Raw genomic sequence first — 24,157 nt, forward strand, 5'->3', positions numbered from 1 at the left:
GGCACCCATCGGTATCGACACCTCAAAATCACCCGTAGGAGCTGCCGCAGGTTCGGGCCGCGTTCGGACGATCTTTTGGCGTCTGCAAGGACTCCGAAGATCAAAAGATCGCAGCCTGCGGCAGCTCCTACAGGTGATCGGACCCAATGTGTAGATACCCTTGCACTCATGTCGGGGACCAGACCTGGTCCCTTCCAACCTCCAGCGGATGTTGAGCCGGTTATGCCTACTCCTTCGAAAAACACCACGGTCTACGCCGCGCCGGTCATGCGCAAACTCGCAGAAATTCTTGCCGACTTGCAGCCGTCGCTGCGCAAGGTCGCGGACTTTATCCTGCGTCACCCGCTGAAGGCTGCCACCCTGACCATCGAAGAAATGGCCTTTGAGACCGCCACCTCGCCGGCGGCGGTCAACCGTCTGGCCAAGGCGTTGGACCTGGGGGGCTACAGCGGCATGAAAGCCGAGCTGGTGGCGACCTTGCAGCAGATGGTGTCCCCGGTGGACAAGCTGCGCAACGAATTGGCGCACCGCCCCGGTGGTGCGTTCGGTCTGCATGAGCAAATCCAGAGCGCCACCAGCAACCTCGGCACCGCCGGCACCAACAATCACCCCGACACCTTCGAAGCCGTGGTCACCTGCCTGATCGAGGCGCGCAAAATCTACATCCTCGGGTTTGGCAACAGCGTCTACATGGCAGGTCTCGCGGCCTCGACACTGATGCCTTTCTGCGCCGATGCCACGGCGATCAGCATGGAAGGCGGCAACGAAAACGCCGCCTATCGACTGGCTGCGATTACCGATCAGGACGTGCTGCTGGCGATCTCGCTGCCGCGTTATTCCCTCGATACCCTGCAACTGTCGCGCTTTGCCTTTGAGCGTGGCGCGACCGTGCTGGCGATCACCGACTCACCCGCCTCGCCCTTGACTCACATTGCCCAGCATGTGCTGTTTGCGCCGGCCGATCACCCGGTGCTGACCAGTTCCAACATCGCCGTTCTGGCGTTGATCGAAGGCTTGGTCGCCGGCGTGATGGCGCGCAACAAAGAGGCCGTCAAGCTGGCGACCGAGCTCACCGAAAGCGTGATGAATTACCTGCACATTCCCGGCAGCAGCAAAACCTCGAAAAAATGAGGCTGCGCTTCACAGCCACCCGCGCAGCAGGAAAAAGAACCCCATGCTCAGCAGCATGCTGATCAAGGTGCTGCGGGTGTAGAGCACCAGGCCGATGGCGACCAGAGAACTGATCAGGTACGGATTGTCGTACTGCAGGTTCAGTTGATGGTCGGGCATGAATACGATCGGCCCGCAGATCGCGGTGAGCATGCCCGGCACCGCAAATCCGAGAAATTGCCGTGCGTTGCTGCTCAAGCGCACTGGCAACCGTGGCTCAAGGAACACATAGCGGTTGAGGAACACCAGCAAGCCCATTCCGAAAATAACCGCCCAGACCATCATGTGCGCTCTCCATAAAACTTGTTGCAGATAAACCCGGCACTCATCCCCAGCAAACCGGCCAGCACCAGCGCCGAGCCCCAGTGCCAGTAGTTGAACAGCACCGAGCAGAACAGCGAAACCGCCACGCAGACAACCGTCGGAACGTTGCGCACCACCGGGGTGATCAACGCGATAAATGTGGCCACGATGGAAAAATCCAGACCCAGATGCTCAAGGCCCGGAATGCTGCTACCCAGCACAATCCCGGCCAGGGTGAAGAGATTCCATGCCACATAAAAGGTCAGGCCCACCCCGAGGGCGTACCAGCGATTGAATTGCCGTTGCTCAAATTGACTGGTCAACGCGAACAGTTCATCGGTGAGCAAAAAGCCCAGTCCTACCCGCCAGCGACCTGGCAACGGCGAAACCACCGGACGCAGGCTCATGCCGTACAGCAGGTGTTGCGATGTCAGGAGCAAGGTAGTCAGCAGGATCGAGAAGATCCCGGCGCCGCCCTTGAGCATACCGATCGCGACCAACTGCGCAGCGCCAGCAAAGACAATGCCCGACAGGCCCTGGCCTTGCAGTGGAGTGAGGTTGGCCTCAATGGCCATCGAACCCGCCAACAGCCCCCACGGCGCAGTCGCCAGCGACAAGGGCATTACGGCAGCGGCACCGCGCAGGAAAGCACTGCGCGGCAATAGATTGTCAGACATAGCTCTCTACAACGAAGGAAAGGTCGCTAACTGTGTCAGCCGATCAGCCTCCTGTCTTGAACAATCTTGCGCAATTGCACGTCGAGCCTGGTGGTTGAGCGCAAACAGATAAAAAGTACGGTTCGATAGACAAGGCAGTGACAAGAGATGGTCTATTTTTAATGAGTGCCGACGTCGGGTCGTTTGAGCGCAGGTGAACCTTATCGCCGGATACCCGGTCGATAGGTGCAGCCTGGCCAGGTTTGCCGGTGACCCCGTCGGTGGTTAACCACTGGCCCGTTTCATTTGCTGGAGAACACCCCTTGATATCGACCCGACGCATGGCCACGCTCAAAGCCTGGGGCGCCCACGGTTTTACCGCAACCGGCGTGGTGACCGCCTTCCTGGCGACCCTCGCCTTGTTCGATAACCAGCCCAGAGCCTGCTTGCTGTGGCTGGGCGTGGCGCTGATCGTCGATGGTGTGGACGGCTCGCTGGCGCGCAAGGTCAATGTCCAGACGGTACTGCCACATCTCGACGGGTCCGTGCTGGATCTGGTCATCGACTACCTGACCTATGTGTTCATCCCGGCCTTGTTCATCTACCGTTACATCGACTTGCCGGCCTACACCCCGCTGCTGACCACCTCGGTGATCCTGGTCTCATCGCTCTATTGCTTCTGCAACGTCAACATGAAAAGCAAGGACAACTACTTCCAGGGTTTCCCTGCCGCGTGGAACGTCGTCACCCTGTGCCTCTATATCATTGCGCCGACACCCTGGCTGACGTTGCTCACCATCATTGGCCTGGCGCTGTTGACGGTGACCCGGATGAAGTTCCTTCACCCGTTTCGAGTGCGGCGATTCATGCCGATCAACATTGCCGTGACGTCCATCTGGTTGCTGTGCAGCCTGTCACTGGTCCTCAACCACCCGACCGTCAACCCTTTGGTCATGGGACTGTGGCTGGCGATGTCGGCTTACTTTCTGGGGATCTGCATCTGCCGCACGGCCGCGGACTGGCTTGAGCGCACCCATCATTAATGGAGCATGAATGCCTATCCATATCGTGCAATTGGGCTCGCCCCGAACACCCCATGAAGGCCTGCGCCTGGGCACGGTCCGCCGCCCACCTCGCGGCGTTCCGAAAGCCGAATTCGCCAGCCGCGACTTCTACGACACCTGGGTCCCCGTCCTGTCTCCCAGCGCAGAGCTGGTAGCAGAAGCAAAAGCCGCGGAAGACGAAAAAGACTGGGAAACCTTTCGACGTAAATTCAAGGCTGAAATGAACCACCCTGCCCCCTGCCAACTGCTGGATCTGTTGGCCGCCCTGTCCCATCAAACGTCGCTGGCCATCGGTTGCTACTGCAAGGAAGAACGCCACTGCCATCGTTCGGTGTTGCGAGAACTGCTGATTGCGCGTGGGGCACAGGTTGTAGCGCCTCAAGAGGTGTAACTGGGTGTTTGCATCGGGGACGTTTGCGACGGGATGTGAGTGGCAGAGTTCAGCCAGCAGCGGTCATCCATAATGCCCGTGACTGACTGCGTCAGAGTGTTTAGATGCGCTATCGGAGCAAGCCATTGCTCACGTTGAAGTCGCAACGTATCCCCAGGGAGCGGATACCCAGTACTGCGACCGCTGTATGACGTTTTGTCAGTCAATCTGTATCTAACGTTCTCCCTTTGACCGCCCTACTATCGTCCGCTCCATCCAGGTGCATACCTCAGAGATGGCGAAAGCTGTTTTATACCGATTTAGCGGAGCTTCCAATTCGTTATCTCTTCCTTTAGGAGTTACGCCATGCCCGAACTGTCCAACCTGCTTGCCTACGGCCTGATATCACTCGGCATGGTGCTGACTCCCGGCCCGAACATGATCTATCTCATCTCGCGATCGATCTGCCAGGGACGAATGGCCGGACTGGTTTCCCTGGGCGGTGTGGCGTTGGGTTTCGTCGTTTATATGTTTTGCGCCGCATTGGGCATCACAGCCCTGGTCCTGGCGGTTCCTTATGCGTATGACGCCCTGCGACTCGGCGGCGCGCTCTATCTGCTCTACCTGGCCTGGCAGGCGGTCAAGCCCGGCGGCCGTTCTCCGTTCCAGGTGCGCGACCTGCCCAAGGACAGCCCGCGCAAGCTGTTCATGATGGGCTTTGTCACCAACCTGCTGAATCCCAAAATCGCAGTCATGTATTTGTCGCTGCTGCCCCAGTTCATCGACCCCGCCGACCACGGCAGCGTGCTGGCGCAATCCATCGTGCTTGGCCTTACGCAGATCGTCATTAGCGTGAGCGTCAACGCGCTGATTGCCATCATGGCTGGCTCCATCGCGACATTTCTCGCAAGCAGGCCCGTGTGGCAGATCGTGCAACGCTGGCTGATGGGGACGGTCCTCGCAGGCTTGGCCGTGCGCATGGTCGTCGAAGGGCGGCGCTAAATCGGGCTGTTTGCGGTTGGTGCGGGCGCGGTAGACCTGCGTCGCCCGGATTTGAGAGCGGCCCCGATGCATCGTGCCAGGCGCGCTAGAAAAAGATCCGAGCGGGTTACCGCCCCCCCCGCATAGGGTGAACCGCCCCACGCCTGGATAAACCTGCTGGCAGCCTTTGATTGGCTCAAGGCCGTCACACAATCATCGCTATACGATGTGTATGGTCAGCCCATCTCCTGTAACCCAGCTTTGATAAGCGGTAACGCATGCTTTCGATCAAGGCTTTCGCCAAAGCCACGAATCACCTCCAACAACGACTTCACCCGCAGCGGCAGATTCCCGGCCGGGTACACCGCGTGCATCTGCGGGCTCTCACCGCCGCTGGAGGTGAGCGTGTACTCGGGACAGACCCGGAGCAGGCGCCCCGCTTCCACTTCGGGCTCCGCCAGCCAGTCCGCCAGACGGGCAATCCCCATGCCTGCCAGGGCCGCCTGGAACACCGCCACACCTGAGCTGAAACGAAACTTCGGATGAACCCGAAAGCTGAAGGCCTGCTCCTCACTGCGAAAATTCCACTCCTTGAGAATCCGCGGCGCCGTATGCAGGATCAGCGAGTGCGCCTCCAGCGCCTCGATGGAGTCGGGCATCCCGCGCCGCTCCAGATACCCGGGGCTGGCATACAGGTAACGTGAATAACTCCAGAGCGGAAATCCGATCAGGTCACTGGATTGCGGAAACGCGCCGCGAATCGAGAAGTCCAGCTTGCTCTTGGCCGGGTCGATGCTCTCATCGGTAAAAATCACATCGACGTGCACGTCTGGATAACGCTCGCAGTACTGCGCGATCAATCGGGGCAATACCCCGTGTCCGAGAATCTCCGGGGCGGAAAAGCGGATCCAGCCGTAGGCCAGGCCACTGAGACCGGCCAGGTCTTCATCCGCCTCACGTTGCAGATCCAGCATTTTGTAAGCGTGGAGCAACAAGCGCTCACCTGCCTCGGTCAAGCTCACGGCATTGGACGAGCGATTGAACAACTTGACCCCGACACTTTCCTCCAGGGCTTGAACGGCACGGGTCAGCGAGCTTGGGGAGCGCCCCAGAGTACGTGCCGCCGCGACGAAACTGCGCTTGCGAGCCACCGCCGAAAAGGCTTCAAGCTCCCCCAACATATCCAGTGCCACACACCACCTCATTGCATTTTCCACAACGTGGCATTGCAACACAAAAAAGGTCCTTCCGTTAACCTTCTCGTTCAACCCACAAGGATGCAGGCACCAACCCTTCATCGTCAGAGTCTGATTTCATGATCGATATTGTCATCCTTTGCGTGTTCGCCTTCGCCGCCGGCCTCATCGATGCGGCGGTGGGCGGCGGCGGACTGATCCAGATACCCGCGCTGTTCAACCTGCTGCCCACAGCACAACCGGCGGCGCTGCTGGGTACCAACAAGGTCGCGGCAGCCTGCGGCACTGCATTCGCGGCCCGGTCGTTCGTGCGCAAAGTGGTGATCAACTGGGGTCTGGTGATCCCCGCCGCCGGTGCGGCCTTTGTCATGGCCTTCTTCGGAGCGGCCACCGTGTCGTCCGTGCCTCAGTCGGTGATACGGCCGGCGGTGCTGGTGTTGATCGTGCTGATGGCGATCTACACCTTCTGGAAAAAGGACTTCGGCGCCCTGCACAAACCCATGCACATCGGTACCAAGGAGAAACTGCTGGCGATCGTCATCGGCGGTGCCATCGGTTTCTACGACGGTCTGTTCGGCCCCGGCACTGGCAGCTTCCTGATCTTCCTGTTTATCCGCTGCTTCGCCTTCGACTTCCTGCATGCCTCGGCGTCAGCCAAACTGGTGAACATCGCGACCAACATAGCGGCGCTGATATTCTTCATTCCGACGGGTAATGTGCTCTACCTGATCGCCATCCCCATGGCGGCATTCAACATCCTGGGCGCGCTGACCGGCACCTGGCTGGCGGTTCATAAAGGCGTGCCCTTTGTCCGGGCCCTGTTCCTGGTATTGCTGGTGATCCTCATCAGCAAACTGTCCTACGACCTGTTCCTGTAAATCTGAGGAATACCGCATGTATCCCATGTTCGATCGCCTGGTAGCACTACTCGATGCCCGCGCAGCCTCCTACCGGGTGTTGATGCACGATGCCGAGGGCCAGTCGGCGCGGGTTGCCGAAATCCGTGGCACCGAGCCCGGCCAAGGCGCGAAAGCCATGCTCTGCTCGCTCAAGGGTCAGGCCGAACCGTATGCCCTGGTGATACTGCCGGGGGACCAGAAGCTCGACATGAAGAAGGTCGGAGCAGCCCTGGGCGGGAAAAAAGCCGAACTGGTGAAGGCCGAAACCGCCATGAGACTGACCGGATGCCAGATCGGCGCCATCCCTCCTTTCGTCTTTGATGAGCGGATTCAATTGATCGTCGACCCGACCCTGACCACGGGCTACGGCGAAATCGCCTTCAACGCCGGTCGGCTGGATGCGTCAATGGTGCTCGATACGCAGGATTATCTGGCGATTGCCAAGCCTCGGTTGCTGGATATCACCCAGGCCTGAGAACACTGCTACTGCGTGGGGGGAATGCCGCTCAAGCAAGGCCGACCATGCCCTCATTCGATAGCGTTCTGCGCAATCGAAATGGCGAAATCCTGTTTTCAACGCGTCCTTGACCGTCTGTGTTCTGACGGTGAGATCCCGAAACAGCGCGCCAACCCCTACGGCCGGCATTTCACCAGAGCAGAGGACAAGAGGAAGCTTTGCATCGCGAAGCGCATCGTAAAATGGATGCCGATCTCGAAACGCGTCTGCGGGCAGCAATCGATTCCGGCGAACTTACGGGCGATCAGGTTCGAATAGGAAAATGGCAGGGGCGGCTGGATTCGAACCAACGCATGGCAGGATCAAAACCTGCTGCCTTACCGCTTGGCGACGCCCCTTTATCTGTTGTTGCAAGCCCTGTGAGGACCTCTGCAAGAACGCGCCGTAATCTATCAACTTTCGCCTCGCCTGGGAAGCCAAAAACAACACAAATTTGTTTTAAAACAGCTACTTATTACTATTGAACGAAGTAAAGAGCCCTCCCTTGCCCTAGCCTGGGGCAACCGTTGCATGGGAGGGACGGTGGGTGAGCTACTTCGGTTGTGCCACGGTGCGCAAATAAGGTTTCAACGTCTTGAAGCCCTGCGGGTACTTCTTCCTGGCCTCCTCGTCGGACACCGACGTGGGAATGATGACGTCCTCACCCGGACGCCAGTTCACTGGGGTGGCGACTGTATGCTTGGCGTTTAATTGCAGAGAGTCGAGCAGGCGCAACACTTCATCGAAATTGCGCCCGGCACTCATTGGGTAGATCAGCATCGCCTTGACTTTCTTGTCCGGGCCGACGATGAACACAGAACGCACCGTGGCGTTGTCCACGGCGGTGCGTGAGCCGCCACTGGCATTCGGGTGAATCATGTCGTAGAGCTTCGCCACCACCAGGTTCTCGTCGCCGATCATCGGATAGTTGACCGCATGACCCTGGGTTTCTTCGATATCACCGAGCCAGGCCCGGTGGTCACTGACCGGGTCGACGCTGAGCCCGACTATCCTGGTGTTGCGCTTGTCGAACTCTGGCTTCAGTCCGGCCATATAACCGAGTTCAGTGGTACAGACAGGCGTGAAGTCCTTCGGATGCGAGAACAGGATGGCCCACTTGTCGCCAATCCACTCGTGGAAGTGGAGCGGGCCTTCAGTGCTTTCGGCGGTGAAATCCGGTGCTACATCACCAATGCGGATTGCCATGTTCGATCTCCTTACAGTGATGGGTAGGGAAGTTGTCAGAGCCCTGACTGCGGGTCCGACGGCATTCGGTATCTGCGTAAAGCCTGTCAACGCGAACCAGTATAGGAGACGCACAAGACGTGGCCGCTACGGCCTGATAGCCGTCTATCAGCCGTACCGAGCGAACAGTCGCTTGATGACCGCCCGTAACCCTGGATGGGCGTCAACTCATGCTTCGCTATGCTTAACGAAACACCGCTGGATCGGTTGAATGCGGGCTCCAGGCATGAGAGTCGGGAGCAAAGGTAGGGAGACAAGGCAGCCATTTGAACAGAGAATCGAATGATGAAAATGCTACTGATGGTCGAGTGCCCGAATGAACCCTTCAACGCGCTCGTCAGAGCCGGGAAGATTGGCGAAGTCATCGGCCGTATCCTGGAAAGCATCAAACCGGAGGCTGCCTACTTTACCGAGCAGGATGGAATGCGCGGCGGGATTTTCCTGATCGACGTACAAGACTCATCCCAGATCCCCGGTTTTGCAGAACCCTTCTTTCTCAACTTCCAGGCCACCTGCAAGTTCCGTCTTGTCATGACCCCACAGGACCTGCAAAAGGCCGGTCTCGAAGCGCTCGGAAAAACATGGGGGTGAGGAGCGATCGGTTCGGGGCGGTCATGTCCGCCCCAAACCATCATCAAGTCGCGACAAACCCGATGGGCAATAGCGGTTGCGGGTAGCTATGATTGGAGACCATGACAGCCTCTCTCCAGATTCGACAACCCTGCCCGCCCGGTGCCTGCGACTGCAGGCGTGAACAGTTGCCGGACATACCCAGCGCGGATTTGCGCATCCTGCACCTGACCCGCCAGGAGGAAAAGCGCTTGCTCGACCGGCTGGAAAATCTTCAGAGCCTGGCCGACCTCGAGCATATGCAGCGTCGGATGTACGAGCAGTTAGGCATTCGTCTGCAAATCACCCCGAGCGTGCACGAAGTGCGCAGCATGCGCGGTATCGGTATTCAGCTCCTGGACCTGCCCGGACTGTGCCGCAAAACCCGCCAGTCGATCCCGGCCGCCATTCGCCGCGGTTTGGAAAAGCACCCGGAGATTGCCTACGAACTGCTCAACGCTCACGACCTTTTGCGCGATGCCTGAGGTGCCCGCCCAGCGTGCGCCGCTTTCAATGGCGCAGCAATTTGCGCAATGGCACCTCATGTAGCGACGTCCAGAGACGTAAAAGGCTCACGCGAGTCTGCGCGTGCAGCCAGCCAGGCAAGAACGGCTGCCACAGCAAGCAGAGCGGCGCTCAATTCAAAGGTCGCTCGATAGCCGCTCAGATCAAAGGCCAGGCCGCCAACGGTGGCGCCAGAGGCAATGGCCAGTTGGATGATCGCCACCATCAGGCCGCCTCCTGCTTCAGCATCATCTGGCAGGGTTCTCGCCAGCCATGTCCACCAACCCACCGGCGCGGCAGTCGCAACCAGCCCCCAAAAGCCCAGCAAGACAGCAGTGGCCGCTGCCGAGCCACCCAACGAAACGAGCGCCAGTGCGACCACCGCCATCAGCATCGGCATGACGATCAACGTCCGATACAGACCGTTTTTCAGGAAGGCTTCAATCAGAAAAGTGCCCGCAAAACCGGCTACGCCTAAAACGAGCAACAGCAGCGAAAGCATGGAAACACTGACGTGCGTGACGGTTTCAAGGAACGGCCGCAGATAGGTGAACAACATGAACTGACCCATGAAAAAAACACTGACTGCAATCATGCCCCACGCCACCGGCGCGCTCTTCATCAAGCTGAAGACATTACCGCTTCCAGCGCTGCGCTCTGTCTTCATGGAAGGGAGGCTTAATAGAAGCCATACAGAGGCCATCGCTGCGACCGGCACAATGCAGAAGAAAGCGCCCCGCCAACCGATCAGCGCACCAAGGAAGCTTCCCAGGGGCGCCGCAATGACTGTCGCCAAGGCGTTACCGCCGTTGACGATTGCCAGCGCACGCGGGACCTGGTCATCCGGCACCAGCCGCATGGCGGTGGCTGCCGACAGCGACCAAAAGCCGCCAATCGCGACACCGATCAGCGCGCGCCCAACCATGAACATTGTGTAGTTGGGCGCGAACGCCACCACGGTTCCGGAGACGATCATCAGCAGTGTCAAGGAGAGGAGCAGCGTCTTACGGTCAACCCGTGCCGCCACTGACGCAATGAGAAGACTGGTGAACAAGGCAAACAGCCCTGAGACGGAAATGCCCTGGCCAGCTTGTCCTTCGGTGATATGCAGATCTGCCGCAATCGGTGTCAGCAGGCTGACGGGCATGAACTCAGATGCCACGAGTGCAAACGCGGCGAGCGCCATGGCGAATACGGCGCCCCATGATTTATGGGGCACTGGGAGGGGGTGATCGGTCATTGTTTGAATCCTGTATTGCGCGAAGCGTCGTGGCCCCGGGAACGAGGCCACGAGAGAACCGGTGCCACGGCCCGGGCACCGATCAGGTTACTTCAGGTTGTCTTTGAAGAACGTGGTCAACTTGGCGAATGGAATGAGGTTGACACGGTCGTAAAGATCCACGTGTCCGGCCTCTGGAATGATGACCAGCTCTTTAGGCTCGGCGGCGCGCTTGTAGGCATCTTCACTGAACTCGCGTGAGTGAGCCTGGGCGCCAGCAATGAACAGCAGCGGGCGCGGAGAGATAGTCTCGATGTCATTGAACGGATAGAAGTTCATGAACTTCACGTTGCTGGTCAGCGTCGGCATGGTGGTTGTCTGCGGCGATGCGCCGGCCGGAGTGACCTCGCCTCGCGGAGTGCGATAGAAGTCGTAGAACTCGTCGCCCACGGCATTGCCGGTCAGTTTGAGCGGCGTGCCGCCGGTGTAGCGGATTTCGCCACCCTGAAACTCCGCATAGCGCTGCTCGGTCGCTTCGCGAATGATCTGCTGGCGTTGTTCGAGCGTTACAGCGTGTTTGAGCCCGTTACGGTTGGCCGCACCCATGTCGTACATGCTGACTGTGGCGATTGCTTTCAGACGTGGATCGATCTTGGCCGCACTAATGACGAAGCTGCCACTGCCGCAGATGCCGATGACGCCGATGCGCTCACGATCGACAAGGGGTCGAGTGCCGAGAAAATCCACGGCGGCACTGAAGTCTTCTGCGTAGATATCTGGCGAGACGGCCTGGCGAGGCGTGCCCTCGCTCGCGCCCCAAAAAGACAAATCCAGCGACAGCGTGACAAAGCCCTGCTCGGCCATTTTGGTGGCGTACAGGTTCCCACTTTGCTCCTTCACCGCCCCCATCGGGTGGCCGACGATAATGGCGGCATTTTTCGCTTTGGGGTCCAGGCCCTTCAGGGTGAACAGGTTGCCCGCCACCTTCATACCGTATTGATTCTTGAAGGTGACCTTTTCTACGGTCACTTTCTCGCTGTTGTAGAAGTTGTCCGCGCCGTTCGACATATCGGCTCCTATTGAAGAAAAAGAGGTAACGAGCAGCCCCAAGGCAAGCAAAATTCCTTTCACTGGATATTCCTTTCGATTGAATGGTTGTTCGCTGGAGTTTCTTGACTCGATCATTTTCGCGCTCTGCCCAAGTGCCCTGTAGTGCATATCGCTGAATTACTTGCCTGATTCTATGAGTCTCGGTTTTTTTGCAGGACGGCCGCGACCTGGCGAGTTAGAGTTCAGCCAGAGGTACAAGACGAACATGACGATCCATCACGAAACCGCCACTCCAGACACATCGCCCCAAGAAGCGCTGGCGAATACCATTGGCGCCCGGGTCTCAACGCCGGGTGACTACGCAACCTCGATTGCGGGTCTGGGCTTCTTTCGGCGCGAACATCCCTCTGCGCCCGTCGTTTGCATGGTCGAGCCAAGCATCATTCTTGTCGCCCAAGGCGAAAAGCAGCTGTGGGTAGGTGGCGAAGGGTATCCCTATGACACGTCGCGATTCCTGGTCACGTCGTTGGACTTGCCTGCCAATTCAGAGGTGCTCGCGGCCAGCCCGGAACAGCCATGCCTGGGGCTGACTTTCAAGCTCGACCTGCGCATGCTGGCTGAGCTGATAGCGCAAAGTGACCTGCCGCCAACCCGTGATCGATCCGTTACGAAGGGGGTAGGAATGGGTTCAGTGACGCCTGCAATGCTCGCGTCATTCGAGCGCTTATTGGCACTGCTCGATGAGCCGCAGTCCATCCCTGTTCTCGCCCCCTTGATCCAACGCGAGATTCACTACCGTCTCTTGCAGAGTGACCAAGTGAGCCGGCTGCGACAAATAACGTCTGTCGATGGCCAAGGTTATCGGATCGCCAAAGCCATCGATTGGCTGAAGTTGAATTACGCCTCGGCACTTCGCGTCGAAGAACTTGCAGCCCGCGTGCAGATGAGCACACCCACCTTTCACCATCACTTCCGCCAACTGACGGCAATGAGTCCGTTGCAATACCAGAAATGGTTGCGGTTAAACGAGGCGAAACGCTTGATGTTGAATGACCATTTGGACGTATCCAGTGCGGCTTTCAAAGTCGGCTACGAAAGCCCCTCCCAATTTAGCCGCGAATACAGTCGCTTGTTTGGCGTAGCTCCCAAGCAAGACATTGCGATGTTGCGTGGCCAAACCGATGTCACCGCGAGGCGAAAGCAGTCGTGAGAAATCATGGGATAGCGCTTGGCGCCTGGGCAGGCTCCAGCACTGCGCAATGATAATTCTGGCGCCTCACTCGAACGGCGCCAAAAATGTCTGGCTGGCGATAGCATTTTTCCATCCTGCCGCTCTCCTCCTTGAGCACAATCGGTCTAAAAAGCCCGGCCAGCGCCTTGGAGTTTTTGCTATTCTGAAGTGGTAGGTGAAGACGCAGACTGATGCGCAAGAGGATAGCAAGGAAACGTGGGGCGCGTTCCGAAGGGTACACGGTTAGAAAGATCTCCGCGCTGAGATCCAGCCCTTATGCCGTGTGAAGCAGATGAGCAAATCAGAGTGTTTCAATGCGATTCTGTGAGAGGCCTGATAAACCTTGTAAGCCGGGGACCAGCGCCGGCCACCTACTCGATTTCAAAGCCCGCCTTGTGCGGGCTTTTTCGTGTCCGCTTGCGCAAGACAGCTCCCCTGCTCAACCGTGCTCGCGTCCAAAGCCCCATCATTGCGCGTCTGCGCGCACACCTCCCGAAGGCACCCACGCAACCAGCGATGCGCCAGGTCGGCATCCAGCCGTGGATGCCAGAGCATTGAGACGGTGAACGTCGGCAGGACGAGTGGAAGCGCAAAGCTGTGCATGCCGACACGCAGGTTTTCGGTGTGCTGCTCCGGAACACTGGCGATCAGGTCGCTGGCCCGGGCGAGCGCCAGCGCGGTCGAAAAGCCGGCGACGATGGTCACCACTTCCCGCACAAGCTCAAGCGACTTCAGGGCTTCATCGATAGGTCCCTTGTCGAGCCCCCGCCGGGAAACGTAAATGTGCCTGCCCGCCGCGTAACGGACGGGCGTGATCTCGCCCTGGCTCAGCGGATGCCCCCTTCGCACAACGCCAATGAAACGGTCCCTGAACAATGCCTGCGTACGCACCTCAGGGCCTTCAGTCTGCCCCACCACACCGGTTTCCAGATCGACGCTCCCGTCGCGCAGTGGCGTGCTGTCTTTATCGGGCTTCTGCACGAAGCGCAGCCGCACTCCGGGTGCTTGCTCACCGACGCGTGCAATGAGGTCCGCGCCGAAACGCTCCACAAAACCTTCACTGGTGCGCAGCGTGAACGTGCGGACCAGTTGTTTGAGGTTGAGCGTTTCAGCCGGGCGCAGAATCGCCTCTGCGTCCTGCACAAGCTGACTGACCTGCTCGCGCAATTCGAGCGCTCTCGGGGTGGGCACGAGACCGCGGCCGGCCCTGACCAGTAGCGGATCGCCGGTCGTTTCACGCAGTCGCGCCAGGGCCCGGCTCATCGCCGACGGACTAAGCCGCAAGTGCTTCGCGGCACGCGTCACACTGCCTTCTGCGAGCAACACATCAAGGGTGACCAGCAAGTTGAGATCGGGTGTCGACATGCATCGCCCCTGAAATGGCGTGAGGGTAATAAGGCGTTAAACGCACGAATAAAGTGCAAACGGTGCGTCTTCCGCCATGTTAGGCGCCAGCGTAGATTTCTGACAGCTGCGTTTCGCAAGCCGCCAAACAAAGGGAACATGATGAAGCCAATCAGTGCAGAACGAGATCAGGCAGTCGCAGGCAATGCACCACGAGTACCCTCGGTTCGGGGGGCGCTCGCCAGCCTTTCGTTATCCATGTTGCTGTCCTCGCTCGGCACCAGCATCGCCAATGTGGGCTTGCCGACGTTGGCACAGGCGTTCAACGCCTCCTTCCAGGAGGTCCAGTGGATCGTCCTCGCTTACCTCCTCGCCATCACCACCCTGATCGTCAGCGTCGGACGCCTCGGTGACATCACCGGCCGTCGGCGACTGCTACTGGCCGGAATTTTCTTGTTCACGCTGGCCTCGGCCCTGTGCAGCTTCGCCCCCACGCTCTGGCTGCTGATTGCCGCCCGGACGCTGCAAGGCCTCGGCGCAGCCATCATGATGGCCCTGACCATGGCCTTTGTCGGCGAAACGGTGTCGAAGGCAAAGACTGGTAGCGCCATGGGCTTGCTCGGGACAATGTCTGCGATTGGCACGGCGCTGGGGCCATCGCTCGGCGGCGTGCTGATCGCCGGCCTCGGCTGGCAGGCGATCTTTCTGATTACCGTTCCGTTGGGAATCCTGACGCTTCTGCTCGCGCATCGCTACCTGCCCGCCGATCGCCAAGCGCCGAAACCCGAGCGCGCCGGCTTCGACCCTTTGGGTACGCTGCTGCTGGCGCTGACGCTCGCGGCTTATGCGCTGGCCATGACGATCGGGCGAGGCAGTTTCGGTCCACTCAATATGGCGCTGCTGGTGGCGGCGGCCTTCGGTGTCGGCCTCTTCGTGCTCGCCGAAGCGCGCGCTGCATCACCGTTGATTCGAGTGGCGATGTTCCGCGACCCCGTGCTGAGCGGCAGCCTCGCCATGAGCGCGCTCGTCTCGACGGTGATGATGGCGACGCTGGTGGTCGGGCCTTTTTATCTCTCGCATGCACTCGGGCTAAACCTGGCTCTTGTTGGAGTCGTCATGTCGATTGGCCCGATCATCTCCGCACTGAGCGGTGTCCCGGCGGGTCGTATGGTCGACCGTTTGAGCGCGCCCTTCGTGGTCATCGTCGGGCTCATCGTAATGGCAGCAGGTACATGCGCTCTATTCGTACTTCCGACGATGTTGGGCATTGCAGGCTACATGGCTGCCATCGTCGTCTTGACCCCTGGTTATCAACTGTTCCAGGCAGCTAACAACACGGCTGTCATGATGGATGTCCACGCGGACCAACGCGGTGTTATCTCCGGCATGCTCAACCTGTCGCGAAATCTGGGGCTGATCACCGGTGCATCTGCTTTGGGTGCGGTGTTCGTGCTCGCATCGGCGACGATCGACATCACCACGGCGAGTCCCGAGGCCGTTGCCAGCGGTATGCGAATCACGTTCGCCGTCGCCCTGGCCCTGATCGCCGCTGCGCTCGTGATCGCACTGGGAAGCCGCGTTCTGGCAACGCGCTCTACACTTCCTGGAAACGTCTCATGATGCAGAAAGCAAAACCGGCTGCAGCCTAAAAAGGCATTGCGCTGGGTGGGGCTAGTTCGCGCATCATGAGCGCAGTCAGCTCAAGGAGAGTTTCATGCGCGTCCTGTCATCCGTCATGCGTCTTGCCACGTTGTCGCTGGGGCTGGTGTTCGCCGCCACTGCCGTGGCGACCGAAGAGTCGCAGCTGGTCGAATCGATCAACAGCTACCGCAGCCAGGTGCAGCGCTGCGCCAGCCAGGTGTCTCAGGAGCTGCCACCGCTAGCGGCCGATCCGCGCCTGATCCTGCCCGGCAATAATGTCGGCGACTTGCAGCAGGCGCTGGCGCGTACGGCTTATCCGATGGTTACCGTACAGGCGATCACGTTGTCCGGCCCGCGAGATGTGCAATCGGCCATGAAGGCCGTGCAGGAGAGTTTCTGTCAGGTGGTGCTGGACCCGCAGTTCGTCGATATCGGCGTCAGCCACGAAGGAACAGCGTGGCGCATCGTGCTCGCGCGCCCACTGTTGACTGGCCGCCTGGGCGACTGGCAAGCAGAGGGACAGAAGCTGCTCGACATGATCAACACCGCCCGCAAACAAACGCGCCAGTGCGGCGCTCAGTCCTATGCCGCCACACAGCCGCTGGCCTGGAACGCCACGCTGGCGACGGCGGCCCAGACGCATACCCGTGCCATGGCCAATAACAACTTCTTCGACCACAAGGACCGCGATGGCCGCACGCCAGGTGATCGGGCTGAACTGGCAGGCTACGCCGGCCAGCAGATCGGCGAGAACATCGCCGCCGGGCAAGACACCGTGCGCAAGGTGGTCGATGGCTGGCTGGCCAGCCCCGGTCACTGCGCCAACCTGATGAACCCACAGTACCGCGAGCTGGGCGCGGCTTATGCGGTTGATCCAAAGAGCGATGCGGGCATTTACTGGACGGCGATGTTCGGTACGCCGTAAGTGCCTTTGGCAACCCTGCGATCGACCTATACTTCATGGATTACCCAACTCGATGCGACGCGCAACCGTGTTCGATGGACGGCGTGACGTGTCGAGCGGTCCGTTCACGCAGGTGCAGGCCTGCCTTCGTATGAAGGAGAACATCATGTCGCGCAAATATATCGATTGCCGCGAATTTCCAAGCGAAACCCAGTGTTCTGTCGCACTGTCCGCCGATTCCGAAAAGGAATTGCTGGATGCCGCCGCGCAGCATGCGGTCAGTGTTCACAAGCACACCGATTCGCCAGAACTGCGCGCACAACTGAAGACCATGTTTCACGATGGCACGCCGCCGCTAGAAGCCCGACGCGTTTGATACAGAAGGCTTGGCGGGGGATTCAGAATCGTCTGCGGGGCTCATCTTGATGAGCCCCGCAGGTTTAATGAGCACTGAAAATCATCACCGAGGCAGTCTGTCGCCCTCACCGCCCCGCTCAATCAACTCAACCGAGGAGTTGAACGATGTCGCTGACTCTTTACTACCATCCGCTCTCGTCGTTCTGCCACAAAGTGCTGATCGCGCTTTACGAAAACGCTACCGAATTCGAAAAGCGGATCATCAATCTTGCAGACGACGCAGACCGGGCCGAACTTCAAGCCCTCTGGCCACTCGTCAAGTTCCCGGTCATCAGTGACCATCTGCGCCAGCGCGCTGTGCCAGAGACCACGATCATCATCGAGTACCTGGATCGCTACTATCCGGGTAAGCAACTGTTGATTCCGAACGATTGGGAGGTCGCGCTGGAGGTGCGTCTGTGGGACCGTTTTTTCGACAACTATGTGCAGGCGCCGCTACAACAGATTGTCAGTGATCGCCTGCACAGCGCAGGCGGTGATTTGAGCAAACAACGCGCTATGCTGGAGACGGCTTACGCCATGCTCGACCATCGGATGGCGTCACGAATCTGGATGGCCGGTCAAGACTTCAGCCTGGCCGATTGCGCCGCAGCCCCGGCGCTTTTCTATGCCTGCACGCTCTTGCCGTTCCCGGACGACTTCAGCCACTTGAATGCCTATTTCGACCGGTTGACGCGCAGACCCTCCGTCCAGCGAGTCATCGACGAAGCCCGGCCTTACTTTTCGCTCTACCCGTTTGCGGACGCCATCGCGAAGCGGTTTCTGCAGCCAACGCTTAACTGACAGGCATTAGCCGCTAGGGATTCGCTTTGTACCCTTCCTCCATCTGCCCCACCCGCAGCTGAATCACCTCCAGCACCGCGCAACCCTCACGGGTGAGCAAATGCACGCCACGGGTGACGCGGGTCAGGTCGCAATCGGAAATGCCTTTGAGGGACAGGCTGGTCAAGGTGTCCATCAGGTCGCGAACCACTGTGAAACGGTGTGCGGCGCAGGCGGCCAGGTCGCTGAGTTCTTTGTGGGTGTTGATGAAGAGCACGGGGTTTGCAGAGTCGTAGGTGTCGACGGGGAGATAGCGCGGCATGACTTGTTCATTCATGGGTGTGGCTCCTGTAAATAGAGCTTCCACCTTTCGCGGCCAAACGAAAGAGGTGGCAGCTGTGCGAGGGTTGGCCGACCGGCCACAGGAGTACCGGCACACCCGAAGGTGTCCCGCGCACAGCCGCCATAACACGATATTTCAGACATAAAAAAAGCGTCTGCAACGGTGTTTGGGACGCTGATGCGCTCCTGAGTTCGACCGGCCAAGGTCATTCGCGGATTTTGCCGCGAACTCGAACTATAGGAGCGACGTTGAGACGCGGCAACAGGGTACGTTGTCGGAAAGGTCTTGGAAAGTTGTGGGGGGATATTGAAGGTCGTGAGCCTAATGGCCGTCAGTTAAGTATTGACGGCCCGAAAAGATCGCAGCCTGCGGCAGCTCCTACGGATTTGCATACGGGTCCGACTGCTCGGCGTAGGAGCTGGCGCAGCCTGCGATCTTTTGGCAATCCCGTATGCACCGAAAGTCTCCAGATTTCTCTGAACTGACGGGCATGAGTCGTGAGCCCCTTTAACCTCAAACCGCCCCCATCGCCACCCGCTGCACCAGCCCATCGGCATGGCAGATCACTCGATTGCGCCCGGTGGTCTTGGCCGCATACAGCGCCTCATCGGCATCGTTGAGCCAGTGTATGGCTTCGCTGTGCATCGGATTGAACGCGGCCAGGCCGATGCTCAGGCTGACTTTCAACGCCGGATTCTGCTCGTAACCCAGCCCCGAAAATCGATCGCGCAAGGCGTCCATCGCCTGGGCGGCGTGGGCCAGTGGCACGTCGGGCAGGATCACGCAGAATTCGTCACCGCCGTAACGCCCGGCCACGTCACTGGCACGCAGGCTTTGCTTGAGCATTTTGCTCAACTGACGCAACACACTATCGCCGGCCACATGGCCGTAGGTGTCGTTGATGGTTTTGAAGTGGTCGATGTCGATCAAGGCAATCGCCCCGCCCCCCTGCTGGCGCTGACAGCGGTGAAATTCGATGTCCAGCGCATCCTTCCAGCCGCCGTGATTCAACAGCCCGGTGAGGCTGTCGGTACGGCTCAGGGCCAGCAGTTCGCGTTTGTGTTTGCCCAGTGTGTGGGCCTGACGAAAGCAGATCCAGCCCAGCGCCAAGGGGTGCAGCGTCAGCAATGGCAAGCAGGCATACATCTGAACAGGGCTGGTTTGCGGGATGAACACCGGAAAGAAGATCAGCAGCCCGATCCCCATACCCAACAACTGAGCCACGAAACCTGCGAGCAGAAAACGCGAGCCTCCGATGGCGACGTTGTTCATTGCCATCATCGACAACGTGGCGGTGCTGGGTAAGGGGTTGAACTGCATGGCAGCGACCCAGAACCCGCCCATGAACGAGTCGATCAGCAGGTTGCGGTGTTCGGCATGATAAGGCGTGTGCGAACGGCGCGCCCATTGATAGGCCAGGTGCGGCCAGATAAGGCCGTTGAACACCATCAGCGCCAACAGCCAACGGGGCGGATTGAGTGGAATGATCGCCGCGCCCACACAGATCAGGCCCAAGGCCAACCCAAGGATTCGCGACGTGTAGAGCCTCCTGGCCAGTGAAAGTCCCTTTCCTCCGTTATGGTGCATAGGGGGCCAAAGCTCCTCTTTACGTCTGACCTGTAACAGCGAGTCACTCAGACAGGGGTGAGTGGAGTCTATCAGGGCGAAATCAAATAGCCATCACCGCCCAGCAGCCCGAAATAGCGCTGTTGACAGGCTCTCTGTCGAAGCTTTGACTATAAATGACAAGGGACCTGAGCTTGAACACCCCCCCGTAGCAGCTGCCGAAGGCTGCGTTCGGCTGCGAAGCAGTCGTGAAATCAGGCACTGCGGTGTATCAGGTGAACTGTGGACACAGGTTTACGACTGCTTCGCAGCCGAACGCAGCCTTCGGCAGCTGCTACGAGACTTGTCATCTAATGAACATCCTCTACGACGAACGCATCGATGGTGCCCTGCCCCCAGTCGACAAGGATGCCTTGCTCAAAGCCTTGCGCGAGCAGGTGCCGGAGCTGGACATTCTCTACCGCGAAGAAGAGCTCAAACCCTACGAGTGCGACGGGCTCTCGGCGTATCGAACCACGCCGATGCTGGTGCTGCTGCCGCGTGATCTTGAGCAGGTTCAAGCCGTGCTAAAACTTTGCCATGCTCATCAGGTGCCCGTCGTGGCGCGTGGCGCGGGCACCGGACTGTCCGGGGGCGCGTTGCCCTTGGAAAAAGGCGTACTGCTGGTGATGGCGCGCTTCAATCAGATCCTGCACATCGACCCCGCCGCCCGCACTGCGCGCGTTCAACCGGGGGTGCGCAACCTGGCGATTTCCCAGGCCGCCGCGCCGTTTGGCCTGTATTACGCGCCGGACCCGTCCTCGCAGATCGCCTGCTCGATTGGCGGCAATGTCGCGGAGAACGCGGGTGGCGTGCACTGCCTGAAATACGGTCTGACCGTACACAATGTGCTGAAACTGGAAGTACTGACGATCGAAGGCGAACGCCTGACCTTGGGCTCGGACGCGCTGGACTCAGCGGGTCTCGACCTGCTGGCGCTGTTCACCGGCTCCGAAGGATTGCTGGGCATCATTACCGAAGTCACGGTCAAACTGCTGCCCAAACCGCACGTGGCCAAGGTGCTGCTGGCGAGTTTCGATTCTGTGGAAAAAGCCGGACACGCCGTGGCGCAGATCATCGCCGCCGGGATCATCCCCGCGGGTCTGGAGATGATGGACAACCTGGCCCTGCGCGCCGCTGAAGACTTCGTTCACGCCGGTTACCCGGTGGACGCCGAGGCGATTCTGCTGTGCGAACTCGATGGCGTCGAAGCCGATGTACGCGACGACTGCCTGCGAGTTCGCGCCGTGCTGGAACAGGCCGGCGCCAGTGACGTTCGCCAGGCGCGTGACGAGGCCGAACGGGTGAAGTTCTGGGCCGGACGCAAAGCAGCGTTCCCGGCAATCGGGCGGTTGTCGCCGGATTACTACTGCATGGACGGCACCATCCCGCGACGCGAGTTGCCTCGCGTGCTCAAGGGTATTGCCGAATTGGCCAGTGAACACCACTTGCGAGTGGCCAACGTGTTTCACGCCGGCGACGGCAACATGCACCCGCTGATCCTGTTCGACGCCAACCAACCCGGCGAGCTGGAGCGCACCGAAGCCCTCGGCGGCAAAATCCTCGAACTCTGCGTCAAGGTGGGCGGCAGCATCACTGGCGAGCACGGTGTTGGCCGCGAGAAAATCAATCAGATGTGCGCCCAGTTCAACAGCGACGAACTGACGGTGTTTCACGCAGTAAAAGCTGCGTTCGACGCCAAAGGCCTGCTCAATCCCGGCAAGAACATTCCCACCCTGCACCGTTGCGCCGAGTTCGGTGCCATGCATGTCCACGGCGGGCAACTGCCCTTCCCTGAACTGGAGCGTTTCTGATGCGCACCGAACAGGACCGGGACGCCAGCACAGAGTTCCTGGAGCAGATCAACCGGGCCCGGGAGAACGCCACGCCGCTGCGCATTCAAGGCGCCAGCAGCAAAGCCTTCCTCGGCCGCGAAGTCGCTGGCGAAGTGCTCGACACCCGCGCCCATCGCGGCATCGTCAGCTATGACCCGACTGAACTGGTGATCACCGCACGCTGCGGTACACCGCTGAGGGAATTGTTGGCGGCGCTGGATGCCGCCGGGCAAATGCTCCCCTATGAACCGCCCTCCTTCAGTGAAGACGCCACGGTCGGTGGCATGATCGCTTCTGGATTATCAGGTCCGCGTCGACCGTGGGCCGGCTCAGTGCGCGATTTCGTCCTCGGTACGCGACTGATGACTGGCAGCGGCAAACAGCTGCGTTTTGGCGGTGAGGTGATGAAAAACGTCGCCGGCTATGACCTTTCACGGTTGTTGACCGGCAGCTTCGGTTGCCTCGGTGTGATCACCGAAGTCTCGCTCAAGGTCCTGCCCAAACCGCGCCAATGCTTGAGTATCAGCCTGGAACTCGACAGCGCCCGGGCCTTGAGCCAACTGGCCGAATGGGGCCAGCAACCGTTGCCCATCAGCGCAGCGTGCCATGACGGCCGGCAGTTGCACCTGCGTCTGGAGGGCGGCGAAGGTTCAGTCAGCGCTGCCCATCAACGACTCGGTGGCGAGCTGCTGGACTCGACCTATTGGGAGGCGTTGAATGAACAACAGCTGGCGTTTTTCGACCCCGGTCTGCCGTTGTGGCGTCTGTCACTGCCCAACAACCTCGGCCCATTGATGCTGCCCGGCGAACAGCTGATCGACTGGGCCGGCGCGCAACGCTGGTTGAAGTCCGAGGCGCCGAACATCCAGTCGCTGGCCTTTGATCTGGGCGGCCATGCGACGTGCTACAGCCACGGTGTCAGCGACACCCCGTTCCAGCCGTTGGCGCCAGCGCTGCTGCGCTACCACCAACAGCTCAAGGTCCAACTCGACCCACAGGGGTTGTTCAACCCTGGCCGGATGTACGCGGAGTTCTGAAGCATGCAGACCACCCTCAGCGAACAGGCCAAACGCCTGCCCCGCGCGGCAGAAGCGGAAAGTATTCTGCGTACCTGCGTGCATTGCGGATTCTGCAACGCCACCTGCCCGACCTATCAGTTGCTCGGCGATGAACTGGACGGCCCGCGTGGGCGCATCTACCTGATCAAGCAAGTGCTCGAGGGCCACCCCGCCACCGCCCAGACCCAATTGCACCTGGACCGCTGCCTGTCGTGCCGCGCCTGCGAAACCACCTGCCCGTCCGGGGTCGATTATCACAACCTGCTGGACATCGGCCGCGCCGTAGTCGATCAGGCCGTGCCGCGCTCAGCCGGCCAGCGCGTGTTGCGCCAAGGCTTGCGGGCGATGGCGCCGAATCCCGGACTGTTCAAGGCCTTGTTGCACATCGGTGCAACCTTCCGGCCGCTGATGCCGCGCGACCTCGAAGCCAAACTGCCGCACGATGTGCCGCCAGCGGGAGAATGGCCAACCTCGGTACATTCGCGAAAAGTGCTGATGCTCGAAGGCTGTGTGCAGCCGGGTTTGTCGCCAAACACCAATACCGCAGCGGCGCGAGTGCTGGATCGACTCGGGATCAGCGTCAGCGCCGTTAGCCAGGTCGGATGCTGCGGGGCGCTGGACTATCACCTCGACGCCCAGGAACAGGGGCTCAATCGCGCACGCCAGAACATCGACGCCTGGTGGCCCGCGCTGGAAAACGGCGCCGAGGCCATCGTGCAAACCGCCAGTGGCTGCGGTGCGTTCATCAAGGATTACGGGCACTTGCTCAAGACCGACCCCGCCTACGCGGCCAAGGCCGAACGGGTCAGCGAGATGAGCAAAGATCTGGTAGAAATCCTGCGCAACGAACCCTTGGAACGGCTGTGCGCTGCTACCGAACGACGAATCGCCTTCCACTGCCCGTGCACGTTGCAGCACGCGCTAAAACTCGGCGGTGCAGTCGAAGAACTACTGACCCGGTTGGGTTTCAACCTCACGAGCGTGCCCGACAATCATCTGTGCTGCGGCTCGGCCGGGACTTACTCATTGACCCAACCGGTGCTCGCCCGGCAACTGCGTGACAATAAGCTCAACGCTCTGGAAAGCGGCCGACCGGAACTGATCGTCACCGCCAACATTGGTTGTCAGAGCCACCTCGCCAGCGCCGGACGGACGCGGGTCAGGCACTGGATCGAGCTGGTGGATCAGATTTTGCGCTGAACGCAGCAGTCATTTGCAGAATGAAGTTCAGAAGAAACTTCGTTTGTCAGCGTCG

Annotated in this window: 25 protein-coding genes, 1 tRNA gene and 1 pseudogene; 16 read left to right on the plus strand and 11 right to left on the minus strand. The window is 59.8% G+C overall.

Translation table 11 applies throughout. The annotated features are described in order from the left end of the window. Positions 1–222: 222 nt before the first annotated feature. On the plus strand, positions 223–1,131 hold the full coding sequence (locus tag BLL42_RS03090) for a MurR/RpiR family transcriptional regulator (RefSeq protein WP_071550740.1): 909 nt from the start codon (positions 223–225) through the stop codon (positions 1,129–1,131). A 9-nt stretch (positions 1,132–1,140) separates the two neighbouring features. On the opposite strand, the gene BLL42_RS03095 is transcribed toward BLL42_RS03090, so the two are convergent. Together BLL42_RS03095 and BLL42_RS03100 are read right to left on the minus strand one after the other, a co-directional pair. After that, positions 1,141–1,452 carry an AzlD domain-containing protein gene (locus tag BLL42_RS03095; RefSeq protein WP_167368553.1) on the minus strand — a complete coding sequence of 104 codons (312 nt, stop codon included), beginning with the start codon at positions 1,450–1,452 and terminating at the stop codon, positions 1,141–1,143. Next, positions 1,452–2,150: an AzlC family ABC transporter permease gene (locus tag BLL42_RS03100; protein ID WP_071550742.1), complete on the minus strand. Its 699-nt coding sequence runs from the start codon at positions 2,148–2,150 to the stop codon at positions 1,452–1,454. Before BLL42_RS03100 ends, BLL42_RS03095 begins: the two co-directional genes overlap by 1 nt. A gap of 302 nt (positions 2,151–2,452) precedes the next feature. Between BLL42_RS03100 and pcsA the strand changes: the two genes are divergently transcribed. The 3 genes from pcsA (at position 2,453) to BLL42_RS03115 (ending at position 4,565) form a co-directional block, all read left to right on the plus strand. Further along, positions 2,453–3,172 (plus strand): phosphatidylcholine synthase, encoded by a 720-nt coding sequence (pcsA, locus tag BLL42_RS03105; protein ID WP_071550743.1) that lies wholly within the window; start codon positions 2,453–2,455, stop codon positions 3,170–3,172. Between the two features lie 10 nt (positions 3,173–3,182). Next, a complete protein-coding gene (locus BLL42_RS03110; RefSeq protein WP_071550744.1) occupies positions 3,183–3,584 on the plus strand; it encodes a DUF488 domain-containing protein in 402 nt (133 codons plus the stop codon). Between the two features lie 345 nt (positions 3,585–3,929). Beyond that, positions 3,930–4,565 (plus strand): LysE family translocator, encoded by a 636-nt coding sequence (locus tag BLL42_RS03115; RefSeq protein WP_071550745.1) that lies wholly within the window; start codon positions 3,930–3,932, stop codon positions 4,563–4,565. Positions 4,566–4,780: 215 nt separating this feature from the next. On the opposite strand, the gene BLL42_RS03120 is transcribed toward BLL42_RS03115, so the two are convergent. Next, the gene (locus BLL42_RS03120) at positions 4,781–5,737 is read right to left on the minus strand and encodes a LysR family transcriptional regulator (protein ID WP_071550746.1); all 957 of its coding nucleotides are present in this window, start codon (positions 5,735–5,737) and stop codon (positions 4,781–4,783) included. Between the two features lie 122 nt (positions 5,738–5,859). On the opposite strand from BLL42_RS03120, the gene BLL42_RS03125 reads away from it, so the two are divergent. Both BLL42_RS03125 and BLL42_RS03130 read left to right on the plus strand, forming a co-directional pair. Beyond that, the gene (locus tag BLL42_RS03125; RefSeq protein ID WP_071550747.1) at positions 5,860–6,618 is read left to right on the plus strand and encodes a sulfite exporter TauE/SafE family protein; all 759 of its coding nucleotides are present in this window, start codon (positions 5,860–5,862) and stop codon (positions 6,616–6,618) included. Between the two features lie 16 nt (positions 6,619–6,634). Further along, positions 6,635–7,114, plus strand: coding sequence for a YbaK/prolyl-tRNA synthetase associated domain-containing protein (locus BLL42_RS03130; protein WP_081427278.1), 480 nt, complete (start codon positions 6,635–6,637; stop codon positions 7,112–7,114). Between the two features lie 57 nt (positions 7,115–7,171). Here BLL42_RS03130 and BLL42_RS30960 read toward each other — a convergent pair. The 3 genes and pseudogenes from BLL42_RS30960 to BLL42_RS03145 form a co-directional block, all read right to left on the minus strand. After that, positions 7,172–7,372, minus strand: a pseudogene (locus tag BLL42_RS30960) (hypothetical protein); the annotation flags it as partial. A gap of 47 nt (positions 7,373–7,419) precedes the next feature. Beyond that, positions 7,420–7,494: transfer RNA gene (locus tag BLL42_RS03140), tRNA-Gln, on the minus strand. A gap of 193 nt (positions 7,495–7,687) precedes the next feature. Further along, a complete protein-coding gene (locus BLL42_RS03145) occupies positions 7,688–8,341 on the minus strand; it encodes a peroxiredoxin (RefSeq protein ID WP_071550748.1) in 654 nt (217 codons plus the stop codon). A 324-nt stretch (positions 8,342–8,665) separates the two neighbouring features. Between BLL42_RS03145 and BLL42_RS03150 the strand changes: the two genes are divergently transcribed. Both BLL42_RS03150 and BLL42_RS03155 read left to right on the plus strand, forming a co-directional pair. Next, the gene (locus BLL42_RS03150) at positions 8,666–8,971 is read left to right on the plus strand and encodes a panthothenate synthetase (protein ID WP_071555689.1); all 306 of its coding nucleotides are present in this window, start codon (positions 8,666–8,668) and stop codon (positions 8,969–8,971) included. A gap of 101 nt (positions 8,972–9,072) precedes the next feature. Next, positions 9,073–9,474: a hypothetical protein gene (locus tag BLL42_RS03155; RefSeq protein WP_071550749.1), complete on the plus strand. Its 402-nt coding sequence runs from the start codon at positions 9,073–9,075 to the stop codon at positions 9,472–9,474. Between the two features lie 56 nt (positions 9,475–9,530). Here the strand turns inward: BLL42_RS03155 and BLL42_RS03160 are convergent, their stop codons facing one another. Both BLL42_RS03160 and BLL42_RS03165 read right to left on the minus strand, forming a co-directional pair. Next, entirely contained in the window at positions 9,531–10,733 is a 1,203-nt protein-coding gene (locus BLL42_RS03160; protein ID WP_071550750.1) for an MFS transporter, read from the minus strand. Positions 10,734–10,820: 87 nt separating this feature from the next. Continuing rightward, the gene (locus tag BLL42_RS03165; RefSeq protein ID WP_071550751.1) at positions 10,821–11,843 is read right to left on the minus strand and encodes an alpha/beta hydrolase; all 1,023 of its coding nucleotides are present in this window, start codon (positions 11,841–11,843) and stop codon (positions 10,821–10,823) included. A gap of 184 nt (positions 11,844–12,027) precedes the next feature. Between BLL42_RS03165 and BLL42_RS03170 the strand changes: the two genes are divergently transcribed. Then, entirely contained in the window at positions 12,028–12,972 is a 945-nt protein-coding gene (locus BLL42_RS03170) for an AraC family transcriptional regulator (RefSeq protein WP_071555690.1), read from the plus strand. A gap of 402 nt (positions 12,973–13,374) precedes the next feature. Here the strand turns inward: BLL42_RS03170 and BLL42_RS03175 are convergent, their stop codons facing one another. Beyond that, the gene (locus BLL42_RS03175) at positions 13,375–14,358 is read right to left on the minus strand and encodes a LysR family transcriptional regulator (protein WP_071550752.1); all 984 of its coding nucleotides are present in this window, start codon (positions 14,356–14,358) and stop codon (positions 13,375–13,377) included. A 141-nt stretch (positions 14,359–14,499) separates the two neighbouring features. Here BLL42_RS03175 and BLL42_RS03180 point away from each other — a divergent pair, with 141 nt between their 5' ends. From BLL42_RS03180 to BLL42_RS03195, 4 genes are all read left to right on the plus strand, one after another. Next, positions 14,500–15,957 carry an MFS transporter gene (locus BLL42_RS03180; protein ID WP_071550753.1) on the plus strand — a complete coding sequence of 486 codons (1,458 nt, stop codon included), beginning with the start codon at positions 14,500–14,502 and terminating at the stop codon, positions 15,955–15,957. 94 nt (positions 15,958–16,051) lie between these two features. Beyond that, positions 16,052–16,903 (plus strand): CAP domain-containing protein, encoded by an 852-nt coding sequence (locus tag BLL42_RS03185; protein ID WP_071550754.1) that lies wholly within the window; start codon positions 16,052–16,054, stop codon positions 16,901–16,903. Positions 16,904–17,048: 145 nt separating this feature from the next. Next, complete coding sequence (locus BLL42_RS03190) at positions 17,049–17,258, plus strand: DUF1059 domain-containing protein (protein ID WP_071555691.1); 210 nt, start codon at positions 17,049–17,051, stop codon at positions 17,256–17,258. A gap of 146 nt (positions 17,259–17,404) precedes the next feature. Next, on the plus strand, positions 17,405–18,082 hold the full coding sequence (locus tag BLL42_RS03195) for a glutathione S-transferase family protein (RefSeq protein ID WP_071550755.1): 678 nt from the start codon (positions 17,405–17,407) through the stop codon (positions 18,080–18,082). A 13-nt stretch (positions 18,083–18,095) separates the two neighbouring features. Here BLL42_RS03195 and BLL42_RS03200 read toward each other — a convergent pair whose 3' ends face one another. Both BLL42_RS03200 and BLL42_RS03205 read right to left on the minus strand, forming a co-directional pair. Beyond that, positions 18,096–18,398, minus strand: a complete 303-nt coding sequence (locus tag BLL42_RS03200; RefSeq protein ID WP_071550756.1) for a hypothetical protein — start codon at positions 18,396–18,398, stop codon at positions 18,096–18,098. A gap of 519 nt (positions 18,399–18,917) precedes the next feature. Further along, entirely contained in the window at positions 18,918–19,991 is a 1,074-nt protein-coding gene (locus BLL42_RS03205) for a diguanylate cyclase (RefSeq protein WP_071550757.1), read from the minus strand. A 332-nt stretch (positions 19,992–20,323) separates the two neighbouring features. On the opposite strand from BLL42_RS03205, the gene glcD reads away from it, so the two are divergent. From glcD to glcF, 3 genes are read left to right on the plus strand one after another with little or no spacing between them, the layout of a single operon-like run. Further along, positions 20,324–21,823 carry a glycolate oxidase subunit GlcD gene (gene glcD / locus BLL42_RS03210; protein ID WP_071550758.1) on the plus strand — a complete coding sequence of 500 codons (1,500 nt, stop codon included), beginning with the start codon at positions 20,324–20,326 and terminating at the stop codon, positions 21,821–21,823. Then, positions 21,823–22,881, plus strand: a complete 1,059-nt coding sequence (gene glcE / locus BLL42_RS03215; protein ID WP_071550759.1) for a glycolate oxidase subunit GlcE — start codon at positions 21,823–21,825, stop codon at positions 22,879–22,881. Before glcD ends, glcE begins: the two co-directional genes overlap by 1 nt. 3 nt (positions 22,882–22,884) lie before the next feature. Beyond that, positions 22,885–24,102, plus strand: a complete 1,218-nt coding sequence (gene glcF / locus BLL42_RS03220; protein WP_071550760.1) for a glycolate oxidase subunit GlcF — start codon at positions 22,885–22,887, stop codon at positions 24,100–24,102. The last annotated feature ends 55 nt before the right edge of the window (positions 24,103–24,157 follow it).

Source organism: Pseudomonas frederiksbergensis (genome assembly GCF_001874645.1).
Lineage (GTDB): Bacteria > Pseudomonadota > Gammaproteobacteria > Pseudomonadales > Pseudomonadaceae > Aquipseudomonas > Aquipseudomonas frederiksbergensis_B.

What these genes read in the sequence shown, in the direction of transcription:
- BLL42_RS03145 (WP_071550748.1), bottom strand. Translation starts at nt 8,341, where the DNA reads ATGGCAATCCGCATTGGTGATGTAGCACCGGATTTCACCGCCGAAAGC.
- glcF (WP_071550760.1), top strand. Translation starts at nt 22,885, where the DNA reads ATGCAGACCACCCTCAGCGAACAGGCCAAACGCCTGCCCCGCGCGGCA.
- BLL42_RS03195 (WP_071550755.1), top strand. Translation starts at nt 17,405, where the DNA reads ATGTCGCTGACTCTTTACTACCATCCGCTCTCGTCGTTCTGCCACAAA.
- BLL42_RS03115 (WP_071550745.1), top strand. Translation starts at nt 3,930, where the DNA reads ATGCCCGAACTGTCCAACCTGCTTGCCTACGGCCTGATATCACTCGGC.
- glcD (WP_071550758.1), top strand. Translation starts at nt 20,324, where the DNA reads ATGAACATCCTCTACGACGAACGCATCGATGGTGCCCTGCCCCCAGTC.
- BLL42_RS03180 (WP_071550753.1), top strand. Translation starts at nt 14,500, where the DNA reads ATGAAGCCAATCAGTGCAGAACGAGATCAGGCAGTCGCAGGCAATGCA.
- BLL42_RS03090 (WP_071550740.1), top strand. Translation starts at nt 223, where the DNA reads ATGCCTACTCCTTCGAAAAACACCACGGTCTACGCCGCGCCGGTCATG.
- BLL42_RS03190 (WP_071555691.1), top strand. Translation starts at nt 17,049, where the DNA reads ATGTCGCGCAAATATATCGATTGCCGCGAATTTCCAAGCGAAACCCAG.
- BLL42_RS03160 (WP_071550750.1), bottom strand. Translation starts at nt 10,733, where the DNA reads ATGACCGATCACCCCCTCCCAGTGCCCCATAAATCATGGGGCGCCGTA.
- BLL42_RS03155 (WP_071550749.1), top strand. Translation starts at nt 9,073, where the DNA reads ATGACAGCCTCTCTCCAGATTCGACAACCCTGCCCGCCCGGTGCCTGC.
- BLL42_RS03110 (WP_071550744.1), top strand. Translation starts at nt 3,183, where the DNA reads ATGCCTATCCATATCGTGCAATTGGGCTCGCCCCGAACACCCCATGAA.
- BLL42_RS03200 (WP_071550756.1), bottom strand. Translation starts at nt 18,398, where the DNA reads ATGAATGAACAAGTCATGCCGCGCTATCTCCCCGTCGACACCTACGAC.
- BLL42_RS03130 (WP_081427278.1), top strand. Translation starts at nt 6,635, where the DNA reads ATGTATCCCATGTTCGATCGCCTGGTAGCACTACTCGATGCCCGCGCA.
- BLL42_RS03175 (WP_071550752.1), bottom strand. Translation starts at nt 14,358, where the DNA reads ATGTCGACACCCGATCTCAACTTGCTGGTCACCCTTGATGTGTTGCTC.
- BLL42_RS03150 (WP_071555689.1), top strand. Translation starts at nt 8,666, where the DNA reads ATGAAAATGCTACTGATGGTCGAGTGCCCGAATGAACCCTTCAACGCG.
- BLL42_RS03185 (WP_071550754.1), top strand. Translation starts at nt 16,052, where the DNA reads ATGCGCGTCCTGTCATCCGTCATGCGTCTTGCCACGTTGTCGCTGGGG.
- BLL42_RS03125 (WP_071550747.1), top strand. Translation starts at nt 5,860, where the DNA reads ATGATCGATATTGTCATCCTTTGCGTGTTCGCCTTCGCCGCCGGCCTC.
- BLL42_RS03095 (WP_167368553.1), bottom strand. Translation starts at nt 1,452, where the DNA reads ATGGTCTGGGCGGTTATTTTCGGAATGGGCTTGCTGGTGTTCCTCAAC.
- glcE (WP_071550759.1), top strand. Translation starts at nt 21,823, where the DNA reads ATGCGCACCGAACAGGACCGGGACGCCAGCACAGAGTTCCTGGAGCAG.
- BLL42_RS03205 (WP_071550757.1), bottom strand. Translation starts at nt 19,991, where the DNA reads ATGCACCATAACGGAGGAAAGGGACTTTCACTGGCCAGGAGGCTCTAC.
- BLL42_RS03170 (WP_071555690.1), top strand. Translation starts at nt 12,028, where the DNA reads ATGACGATCCATCACGAAACCGCCACTCCAGACACATCGCCCCAAGAA.
- BLL42_RS03100 (WP_071550742.1), bottom strand. Translation starts at nt 2,150, where the DNA reads ATGTCTGACAATCTATTGCCGCGCAGTGCTTTCCTGCGCGGTGCCGCT.